This is a genomic window from Chromobacterium subtsugae, from assembly GCF_035919665.1.
GTDB classification, from domain to species: Bacteria; Pseudomonadota; Gammaproteobacteria; order Burkholderiales; family Chromobacteriaceae; genus Chromobacterium; species Chromobacterium subtsugae.
On sequence record NZ_CP142381.1, the window covers coordinates 4,461,142 to 4,471,009 of the forward strand.

The 9,868-nt window shown below is 65.9% G+C and carries 10 protein-coding genes and 2 tRNA genes; 3 read left to right on the forward strand and 9 right to left on the reverse strand.

What is annotated here, in order from left to right; translation table 11 throughout:
- Positions 1-13 precede the first annotated feature (13 nt).
- The 7 genes from U6115_RS21260 to U6115_RS21290 form a co-directional block, all read right to left on the reverse strand.
- Entirely contained in the window at positions 14-544 is a 531-nt protein-coding gene (locus U6115_RS21260) for a DUF4337 domain-containing protein (protein WP_043579476.1), read from the reverse strand.
- Between the two features lie 57 nt (positions 545-601).
- The gene (locus U6115_RS21265; RefSeq protein ID WP_043579474.1) at positions 602-1,660 is read right to left on the reverse strand and encodes a Gfo/Idh/MocA family protein; all 1,059 of its coding nucleotides are present in this window, start codon (positions 1,658-1,660) and stop codon (positions 602-604) included.
- Positions 1,661-2,242 (reverse strand): YdcF family protein, encoded by a 582-nt coding sequence (locus U6115_RS21270; RefSeq protein WP_043579472.1) that lies wholly within the window; start codon positions 2,240-2,242, stop codon positions 1,661-1,663. It abuts the gene before it with no gap.
- A 3-nt stretch (positions 2,243-2,245) separates the two neighbouring features.
- On the reverse strand, positions 2,246-3,550 hold the full coding sequence (locus U6115_RS21275) for a nucleotide sugar dehydrogenase (protein ID WP_043579544.1): 1,305 nt from the start codon (positions 3,548-3,550) through the stop codon (positions 2,246-2,248).
- 233 nt (positions 3,551-3,783) lie between these two features.
- Positions 3,784-4,527 carry a polyamine aminopropyltransferase gene (locus U6115_RS21280; RefSeq protein ID WP_047236471.1) on the reverse strand — a complete coding sequence of 248 codons (744 nt, stop codon included), beginning with the start codon at positions 4,525-4,527 and terminating at the stop codon, positions 3,784-3,786.
- 46 nt (positions 4,528-4,573) lie between these two features.
- On the reverse strand, positions 4,574-5,545 hold the full coding sequence (ttcA, locus tag U6115_RS21285; protein ID WP_043579469.1) for a tRNA 2-thiocytidine(32) synthetase TtcA: 972 nt from the start codon (positions 5,543-5,545) through the stop codon (positions 4,574-4,576).
- A gap of 75 nt (positions 5,546-5,620) precedes the next feature.
- Complete coding sequence (locus U6115_RS21290) at positions 5,621-6,379, reverse strand: pteridine reductase (protein ID WP_043579467.1); 759 nt, start codon at positions 6,377-6,379, stop codon at positions 5,621-5,623.
- An 81-nt stretch (positions 6,380-6,460) separates the two neighbouring features.
- Here U6115_RS21290 and U6115_RS21295 point away from each other — a divergent pair, with 81 nt between their 5' ends.
- The 3 genes from U6115_RS21295 to U6115_RS21305 all read left to right on the forward strand — a co-directional run bounded on the left by U6115_RS21295 (position 6,461) and on the right by U6115_RS21305 (position 7,894).
- On the forward strand, positions 6,461-7,618 hold the full coding sequence (locus U6115_RS21295; RefSeq protein WP_043579465.1) for a class I SAM-dependent methyltransferase: 1,158 nt from the start codon (positions 6,461-6,463) through the stop codon (positions 7,616-7,618).
- Between the two features lie 87 nt (positions 7,619-7,705).
- Positions 7,706-7,782: transfer RNA gene (locus U6115_RS21300), tRNA-Met, on the forward strand.
- 35 nt (positions 7,783-7,817) lie between these two features.
- Positions 7,818-7,894, forward strand: a tRNA-Met gene (locus U6115_RS21305).
- Between the two features lie 73 nt (positions 7,895-7,967).
- Here the strand turns inward: U6115_RS21305 and U6115_RS21310 are convergent.
- A complete protein-coding gene (locus U6115_RS21310) occupies positions 7,968-8,966 on the reverse strand; it encodes a sulfotransferase family protein (protein ID WP_052258324.1) in 999 nt (332 codons plus the stop codon).
- A gap of 46 nt (positions 8,967-9,012) precedes the next feature.
- The gene (locus tag U6115_RS21315; RefSeq protein ID WP_043579463.1) at positions 9,013-9,867 is read right to left on the reverse strand and encodes a class I SAM-dependent methyltransferase; all 855 of its coding nucleotides are present in this window, start codon (positions 9,865-9,867) and stop codon (positions 9,013-9,015) included.
- Between the last annotated feature and the right edge of the window lies 1 nt (position 9,868).

Genomic DNA, 9,868 nt, shown 5'->3' on the forward strand with positions numbered 1-9,868 from the left:
CGAAACCTCTAATTCAGAAAAACAGGAAAAAGCCGTCGGCGAAATACACCAGGCCGAGGCCGGCCACCGGCAACGCCGCCAGCCAGATGCGCTTGCGCTTGAACAGGCCGGCGATCGACGAAATCAGGATCGCCACCTGCAGGAAGATCACCGCCATGCCGAACGGCTTGCCCTGGCGCTGCGCCTGGTTGCGCTCGTCCTCCAGCTGGCGGGCGCTCTTTTCGATCGCCTTGCGCTCTGCACTGTAGCGCTCCGCGCGCTTGGCCGCCTGGTCGATGGCCGCATCGTAGCGCCGGCGCTGCGCATCGCCCGCCGGCAGGTTGTCGCGCTCGAACTGCAGCCGGTCGCGCTCCATCTCGTACAGATTGCCCTTGATGCCCTTGGCCTGGTAATACGCCCACTGGTCCGATGCCTGGGCCTGGGCGATGACGCTGCGGGTGGAATAGCCGCCGCCCTTGAAGGTCGACAGCGTGGCGCACACCGCGAGTATCACCGTGGTGAGCGCCAAATAGTTAAGCCAGGGTTCTTTTTTCTCTTCAGCCATCGCTAGCCAATATCCACGTAACAAGGCCGGCCCAGTCGGGCCGGCCGGATGCCATCATCAATAATCCAGCGGCAGGCTGACGCGGCGGCCGTCGCGCGCCGACAGGTACATCGCGATCAGCAGCTCCAGCGACTTCAGGCCTTCGCGGCCGTCGGTTTCCGGCGTGGCTTCGCCGCGCATGGTCTTGATCACGTTGTCGTAGTACAGCGGGTGGCCGAAGCCATACACGCTGGTCGTCGCGTAGCTGGCGTTCTTGATTTCGTCGTCCATCGCGTGCGGCTCGGCGAATTCCCAGTGCTGGATTTCGTTGACGGCCATGCCGCCCACGCGCACCGAGCCCTTTTCGCCCAGGATGGTGATGCTGCCTTCCAGGTTCTTCGGGTAGGTCAGCATGGTGACGTTCATGCTGCCCAGCGCGCCGGAGCGCCACTTGACGCTGACGGTGCCGGTGTCTTCCACCTCGATATTGCGCGCCAAAGTGGCGGTGTAGGCCTGCACGCTCTCAACCGGGCCGATCAGCCAGTCCAGCAGGTCGACATAGTGGCTGGCCTGGTTCATGAAGGCGCCGCCGTCGAATTCCCAGGTGCCGCGCCAGCCGGCCGCGTCGTAATACTCCTGCGGACGGGTCCAGAACACATTGACGTTGACCATGTAGATGCGGCCGAAGCGCTTTTCCGTCATCGCGCGCTTGAGCAGCTGCAGCGTGTCGTTGCGGCGGTTCTGCTTGACCACGAACAGGTGCTTCTGCGCCTTGTCGGCCGCCTTGACCATTTCCAGGCCGTCTTCCCAGCGGGTGGCCATCGGCTTTTCGGTCATCACGTGGAAGCCGGCTTCCGAGCACTCGATGCTCTGGCGCGGGTGCAGGCCGGACGGCGTGGTGAGAATGACGATGTCGGCGTTGGTCTGCGCCAGCATCGCGGTGAGGTTGTCGTGGCCGCGGGCGCCGGTGCGCTCGACAGCGGCCCGCAGCGCGGCCGGGTCGATGTCGCAGACGTCTACCAGCTCGGCGCGGTCGGCGTGCTTTTCCAGCGAGCCGAAGTGGTTGTTGGCGATGCGGCCGCAGCCCACCAGGGCGAAGCGGATCTTGCGATCGGTAATCGGAGGAGTCACTAACATTCAGAAAGTCCAGTAACGTACTGAATACACCAGTATCTTCAAATATTCGGACAGCACCGCGCCGGCTTCATTGAGCGCCAGGCTGTGGTACAGGTCGTCGCCGGGGTACACCGCGTGCATGCCCCACTCCACCCCGGGCCAGGCCTGGCGGAAGGTTTCCAGCGCGCGCCAGGAATGGAACCACGAGGTCACCAGCGTGATGCGCCTGGGTTGCTGCGCGGCCAGGTAATGCCGGGTGAACTGCGCGTTCTGGTAAGTGCTTTTCGACAGGCACTCGTAGCCGATGCGCGAGCGCGGCACGCCCGCCATCACCAGCCGCTTGACGATCAGCCTGCAATCGCCCTCGCCGCTGACAAACACGAACGGCGCGCGGCCCTGATGAAACAGTTCCGCCGCGCCGATTACCCTTTGCCCGCTCTCCCCGCCCAGCACCACGATCCAGTCGGCGCGCTGCTGCGGCGTTTCCGCCACCAGCAGGGTCTTGGAATAGCGGATCAGCGGCGCCAGCGCCAGCGCGGCCAGCAGGGCGATGCCGCCCACTGCCGCCAGCCACGCGCCCAGACGGGGAAAGCGCTGCCACATGGATCAGGCCTTGACGATGTGCTCGGCCGGCTCCAGGTACTTGCCGCGGCTATCCACCAGCAACTGGGCGTTGGCCTTCAGCATCGCGTAGTCGAACTTGTCGTGGTCGGTGGCCAGCAGCACGCAGTCGTAGCCGGCCACGGTTTCGGCGTTCAGCGCCACGCTCTTCAGGTCGAACTTGTGCTCGCGCATCTTCGGGAACACCGGCACGTGCGGATCGCTGTACGCCACTTCGGCGCCCAGGTCGCGCAGTTTTTCCATCAGGAACACCGACGGGCTCTCGCGCATGTCGTCGACGTTCTTCTTGTAGGCGATGCCCAGCACCAGCACGCGGCTGCCGTTGATGGACTTCTTGCGCTGGTTCAGCGCGGCGGCCACCTTGGACACCACGTAGTCGGGCATATTGCTGTTCACTTCGCCGGCCAGTTCGATGAAACGGGTGTTGACGCCGTATTCGCGCGCTTTCCAGGTCAGGTAGAACGGGTCGATCGGGATGCAGTGGCCGCCCAGGCCCGGGCCCGGGTAGTAGGGCACGAAGCCGAACGGCTTGGTGGCCGCGGCGCGGATCACTTCGTGGATGTCGATGCCCATCTTGTCGGCGACGATCTTCATCTCGTTGACCAGGCCGATGTTGACCGCGCGGTGGATGTTCTCCAGCAGCTTGGTCATTTCGGCGGCGCGGGTGGACGATACCGGCACCACCTTGTCGATCACCGCGCTGTAGAGCGCGACGCCGATTTCCTGGCAGGCCTCGGTCACGCCGCCGCACACCTTGGGAATGGTGCGGGTGGTGAAGTTCGGGTTGCCCGGATCCTCGCGCTCCGGCGAGAACACCAGGAAGGCGTTGTCGCCGACCTTCAGGCCGCGCGACTCCATCCGCGGCAGCAGCTCTTCGTCGGTGGTGCCCGGGTAGGTGGTGGATTCCAGCGACACCAGCTGGCCTTCGCGCAGGTAGGGCACCAGGCTGTCCATGGTGTCCAGCACGAAGCTGAGGTCGGGCTCGCGGTACTTGTTCAGCGGCGTCGGCACGCACAGGATCAGGGTATCGGCTTCCGGCACGCGGCTGAAGTCGGTGGTGGCCTCGAAGCCGCGCTCCAGCGCGGTGGCGATGCTGTCGGCGGAAATGTGCTCGATATAGCTTTTGCCGGCCATCAGGGCATCGACCTTGCTCTGGTCGATGTCGAAACCCAGCACCTTGTAGCCGACTTCGGCGAAACGCAGCATCAGGGGCAGGCCGACATAGCCCAGGCCCACGATGCCGATCACAGCGGATTTGTCCGCGATACGATTGAGCAGTTGCTGCTTGATCACGATGAATGTCCCAACAGGATGTAAAAGCTTGAGCGGCAGACGCCCGTCTGCCGCCCGGTAACTCGGTACTGCGCCAGCTTCGATGCCGCCCGGCGACGCCGCCGCCGGAGCCTAAGCCCGCAACAGCGCCCAAAGCGCGCGCAACTGGCCATTATACGCTCCGTCGCCGCGGTTTTTGGGTAAGCAAACGTAACCGCATCGACGATTCCGCGCCGGATTCCGCCCGCCGCTCAGATCAGCAAGTGGCCGGCGGTCTGCTGGTTGGTCTGCTTGATGCGGTTGACGAACTCGCCGAACTCCAGGCCGAAGCGATATTCCAGCTCGTCGGCGCGCTTTTTCAGCGCCTCCCACTGCGTCAGGCTCGGGCTCTGGCGGAAGGCGATCACCGCGACATTGCCATGGGTGGCCGCAGGCAGTTCGATCACCCGGCCCTCGAAAACGTTCAACAAACGCTCGATGAAAGCCTGATAGCGCTTGTCGCCGCTCCACCAGTTGGTGACGAACACGCCCTTGGGGCTCAAGGCCCGCTTGCAGTCCTCGAAGAAGTCCTCGGTGGTCAGCGCGTCGACGATCTGCAGGCCGTCGAAACCGTCGACCAGGATGGCGTCGGTGGAGCCGCGGAAAATTTTCACATAGTCGGCGCCGTCGGCCTCGACGATCTCGAAGAAATCGCCCTCCTCCGGCAACTGGAAGAAGGCGCGCGCCACCGCGATCACCTGCGGATTGATATCCACCGCCACGCTGACCGCGTCCGGCAGGTATTCGTCGATGAAGCGGGCGAACGATCCGCCGCCCAGGCCGATCTGCAGGATATGCTTGGGATCGTCGTTCCACAGCAGGAAACCCATCATCGCGCGGCTGTAGCTGAGCACCAGCTCCGGCGGATCGTCCAGATCCATCGAGCTTTGGATGGTTTCCGACCCCAGGTGCAGCGAGCGGATATTGCCCTCTTCCGAGATTTCCACCTCCGGCATCGCCTCCACCGCCGGCCTCACGCGGCGGCGGAACGGGTGCAGCGCCCTACGCGCCACAGCCGCTGCCCTCCGGCTTGCGCGAGTCCAGAATGCTGATGGTGCGCTTCTTGGGCGCGGCCTCGGCCGCGTCGTCCTCGTGCGGCGCCGGATCGCGGAACTCTTCCTTGTCGAAGGCGGTATCGCCGCCGGCGAACGGCGCGTCGCCGGTCGTCAAGGACGCGAAATCGTACAGCTTGGTGTCGGCCAGATGCGACGGAACGACGTTTTGCAGCGCGCGGAACATGCTCTCGACGCGGCCGGGGAAACGCTTGTCCCAGTCGTTGACCATCTCCTTCACCACCTGGCGCTGCAGATTGGGCTGCGAGCCGCACAGATTGCACGGAATGATCGGGAATTCGCGCAGCTGGGCGTAACGTTCGATGTCCTTCTCGCGGCAGTAGGCCAGCGGGCGGATCACCATGTGGCGGCCGTCGTCGGACACCAGCTTGGGCGGCATGGACTTCAGCTTGCCGCCGTAGAACATGTTCAGGAACAGCGTGTGCAGGATGTCGTCGCGGTGGTGGCCCAGCGCGATCTTGGTGGCGCCCAGTTCGTCCGCCACGCGGTACAGGATGCCGCGGCGCAGGCGCGAGCACAGGCTGCAGGTGGTCTTGCCTTCCGGCACCAGGCGCTTGACGATGGAATAGGTGTCTTCCTCGACGATGCGGTATTCGACGCCGATGGACTTGAGGTATTCGGGCAGCACATGCTCGGGGAAGCCCGGCTGCTTCTGGTCGAGGTTGACCGCGACGATGGAAAAGTCGATCGGCGCGGACTTCTGCAGGCCCAGCAGGATGTCGAGCAGGGTGTAGCTGTCCTTGCCTCCCGACAGGCAGACCATCACGCGGTCGCCCTCTTCGATCATGTTGAAATCATTGATGGCGTCACCGACATGGTGGCGCAGGCGCTTGGCCAGTTTGTTGCCTTCAAACGCGGCCTTCTTGGCCTTGTCGTCGAGCGCGGCGTTCAGTTCGGACATGGGTACGGCTAAGAAATTGAAAAACAGGCGATTTTACCGTTTCCCGCCGGCAAAAGCCATGCCGGCGCAAAACCGTCACAACACGATGCCGCGGCCGCCGTCCACCGCCAGGATCTGCCCGGTGACATACGTCGCGTCCAGCAGCAAGAAAGCCACCGCCCGGGCGATGTCTTCCGGCACGCCGGCCCGCCGCAAAGGGATGGTTTCCTCTATCCTGGCGCGGGCCTCGGCGCTGAACGACGTCTCGTCTTCCGGCCACAGGTTGACGCCCGGCGCCACGCCGTTGACGCGCACCGCCGGCGCCAGCTCTATCGCCAGGCTGCGGATCAACTGGGCGTGGCCGGCCTTGGCCAGGTTGTACACCACGTGGCGCGCCATCGGCCGCTCCGCATGGATGTCGGCGATGCCGACGATGGCGCCGCCGCGGCGCGCCAGCTCCGGCGCCAACGCCTGGCTGAGAAACAGCGGCGCCTTCAAATTGCTGCCCATCAAGTCGTGCCAGGCGGCCTCGTCTATCCGCCCGACCTCGGTCGGGGAAAAGCTGGAGGCGTTGTTGACCAGGCCGTCGATGCGGCCGAACGCCGCCAGCGCGCGCGCCGCCAACTCCGGCAGCGCCGCGGTGTCCAGCAGATCGGCCTGGACCAGCTTGGCGCTGCCAGGCCGCGCCGCGTTCAATTCCGCCGCCAGCGCCTCGGCATCGGCCTGCGAGCCGCGGTAGTGCAATACCAGCCTCAAGCCGCGCGCATGCAGCAGCCTGACAATGCCCGCCCCCACCCGGCGCGCGGCGCCGGTGACCAGAATCACGCGCTCATCTTGTTGTCGCTCTGTCAGCATTGTTTCCTCGTTTAGAATTGCCTCTTCACGGGCGCGGCGCTTTGCACCACAATCGCGCCACATTGTAGCAGGACGACCACCATGAGCACCCTACCCGCCGCCAGCCCCGAGGCGCTGGCCATCAGCCAGGCCCTGAGCGGCCGCATCAGCCAGGCCATCGCCGACGCCGGCGGCTGGATACCTTTTTCGCATTATATGGAACTGGCGCTGTACGCGTCGGGAATGGGCTATTACGCCGCCGGCAGCAGCAAGCTGGGCGAGGCCGGCGACTTCATCACCGCGCCGGAGCTGACGCCGCTGTTCGGCCAGGCGCTGGCGCGCCAGCTGGCCGAGCTGCTGCCGCAGACCGCCGGCGCGATCTACGAATTCGGCGCTGGCACCGGCAAGCTGGCGATAGACGTGCTCGCCGAGCTGGAGGCGCTGGGCTGCCTGCCGCAAAAATACGTGATCCTAGACCTGTCGCCGGACCTGATCGAGCGGCAACGGCAAAACATCCGCGCCGCGCTGCCTCACCTGGCCGACCGCGTCGAATGGGCCAGCCGCCTGCCGGACGCGATCGACGGCGTCGTCATCGGCAATGAGCTGCTGGACGCGATGCCCTGCGAAATGGTGTTCCGCGATGAAAGCCGCCGGCTGCGCCAGCGCGGCGTCACCGTCCGCGACGGCGCGCTGGCCTACGAGGACCGCGACTTCGCCGACGCCCGGCTGGCCGAGCTGGCCGCGCAGCTGGTGCCGGACATTCCGCGCTACGAAACCGAAATCAGCCTGGCCAACCGCGCCTTCGTCGCCACCGTGGCCGGCGCGCTGAGTCGCGGCGCCATCCTGCTGATCGACTACGGCCACGCCGCGTCCGAGTACTATCACCCGGAGCGCAGCATGGGCACGCTGCTGGGCCACTACCGCCACCACACGGTGCAGGACCCGTTCTACCTGCCCGGCCTGATGGACCTGACCTGCCACGTCGACTTCAGCGCGGTCGCGCAAAGCGGCATCGACGCCGGGCTGGACCTGATAGGCTACGCCAGCCAGGCGCAGTTCCTGCTTAACTGCGGCATCGTCGAGGTGCTGCAGCGGCTGGATCCCAACGACGTCAAGGCCTACCTGCCGGTGGCCAAGGCCGTGCAGCGGCTGCTGTCGCCGCAGGAAATGGGCGAAACCTTCAAGGCGATAGGCTTCGGCAAGGGCGTGGACATAGACTGGCAGGGCTTCGCCCGCGGCGACCGCTGCTACACGCTGTGAGGCTTCGCCACAATCTCGCAAAAGGCGCTTGACAGCCCGAGGGGGCCTAAGTATAGTTCGCGTCTCGGTGCGAAGGCATCGAAATGTGGCGAATTAGCTCAGTCGGTTAGAGCGACGGAATCATAATCCGCAGGTCCGGGGTTCGAGTCCCTGATTCGCCACCACAGTTTGATGAGAAAACGCGCAAGCGATTTCTCGCGGCGAATTAGCTCAGTCGGTTAGAGCGACGGAATCATAATCCGCAGGTCCGGGGTTCGAGTCCCTGATTCGCCACCAGCGCAGTCAAAAAGCCAGCTCTCCGAGCTGGCTTTTTGCTTTTCCGCCGGCCAGCTTCCAAGCCGGCCCGCCCTCACAGCAGGCGCGCGAGCCCCGCCTCCCGCAACAAGCCTTCCGGCCGCGACTGCCGCCACAAATCCTCGAACTCCTCGACGATGCCATCCGCCACCGGGCGCGCCGCCAGCGTCGAGCGCGCCAGGATGGAGCCTTGCTGCGCGTCGGCGCGCAAGGCCTCCGCCAATGGCGCCTCGAACGCCGCCAGGTCGGCGCGGTGCGGCAAGATGCGCCGCAGCGCGGCGGCCGGGTCGGCCAGCAGGTCCTCGTACCACACCAGCTCCGGCTCGGCCCCGGCCGCGCGCAGGTGCTGAAACGCCTGCGCCGACTGCCGCAGCAGGGCCTCCAGCTCGGCCGCGCTGTCGCCGAACGCGCGCGAATAGGAACGCACCCAGTCCTCCCGCCCGCGGAACATGAACACATAGCGGGCGTTGGGCAGCGCGCGGACAAACGCCGCCGCCGCCAGATTGCACACCGCCCTCAGCTTGATCACCGGCGACGGGCCGCAGGCGCGGCGCAACGCCTCGACGCAGCTGCGCACGATGAGCTCGCCCGCCTCGGCCGCCTGCCGGCCCTGTTCGGCGTTGTCGACCAGGGCGATATTGGTCAGCGCGTCCGGCTCCGACACCGCCTGCTCGCCGACCGCGGCCAGCATCCTGGACAGCAGCGTGGAGCCGCAGCGGCCGATCGAGAAAATGAAGGTCGGCGTCATGCCTTCGGCCTGCCCGAGCTCAGGCAGCCGCTCGAACGGGATGTCGGCCAGCATGGCCGCCTGCCGCCGCTGCCGCTGGTACAGGAACGGCGCGTCCGACAGCGGCGACGCGTCCTCCCAGCGGCTGTAGCGCAGGCGCTCGGCGCGCCAGTCCACGCATAGCGGCAGGTAGCGGCCGAAGTCCTCTATCTGCGCCGCCGCATCCACCGCGGCGATGATATCGCTGGCGAAATCGTCCGGCCGCACCATCCTGGTGCTCTCGCCATGCGTCACGCCGCTCACGCGGCGCAGGTATATCTTTCTCATGCCATCGCTCTTTCAAGCGCCGCGCCCGGCGGGCGCGGCAAACGCTTCAGGACGCGCGGCGTCCCGGCCGCACCACCCAGCTCTCGCGCGAGCCGTTGCGGTAGTCTTCCAGGTCGGTCCAGTCGCTGACCCGCTGCGCCATCCAGTCCACCCGCGCATGCTCCAGGCCAAAGTGCTCGAACAGCATTTCCAGCGCCGAGCGGTTGGCCCAGGCCATCAGCCCGCTGGGGCGCACCGTCGCGCCCGGCGCCTGCGGGTCCTCGTACAGCAGCACCATGCTGCCCACCTTGCTGCCCGGCCCCGGCAACACGCTGGCCATCAGCCGCTTGAAGCGCGCCAGCAAGGACAGGCCGCGGTCGCCGCCCTGCTGGGTGTCGCGCACCCACAGGTTGACCTTGTGGTTGCGCAGCCGCTCGCGCAGGTTCCACTGCTCCTTCGCCACCCAGGTGTCCAGAATGAAGGCGCCCGGCGCGATGCGGCGGATCTCGCGAATGATCTCCACCTGCTCGATCAGGTGGCTGAACACGCCGAAGCACAGCACGGTGTCCACCGAACCGGTCTCGATCTGCTTCAGGTGCTCGACCAGGTCGCCGCACAGCACCTGGTAGCTGTCCGGCGCGTGTCCGGCGCGGCTCAGATTGTGGCGCGCGTGGATCACGTGCTCTTCGCGCGCCTCCACCCCTATCACCTTGCTGGCGCCGTGCTTGAGCGCCGCGTGCATGAAGCGGCCGTCATGGCTGGCCAGGTCGAGCACGCGCTTGCCCTTGAAACAATCGGGGTTGCGGCCCATCAACACCTCGGAGCGCCAATTCAACCGATTGGCCTGCGCCCGCACATTGCTGGATTCGAGGAATATCGATCCATTGAAGTCAACGACTGCCACGCCTGCTTGGTTCGACATC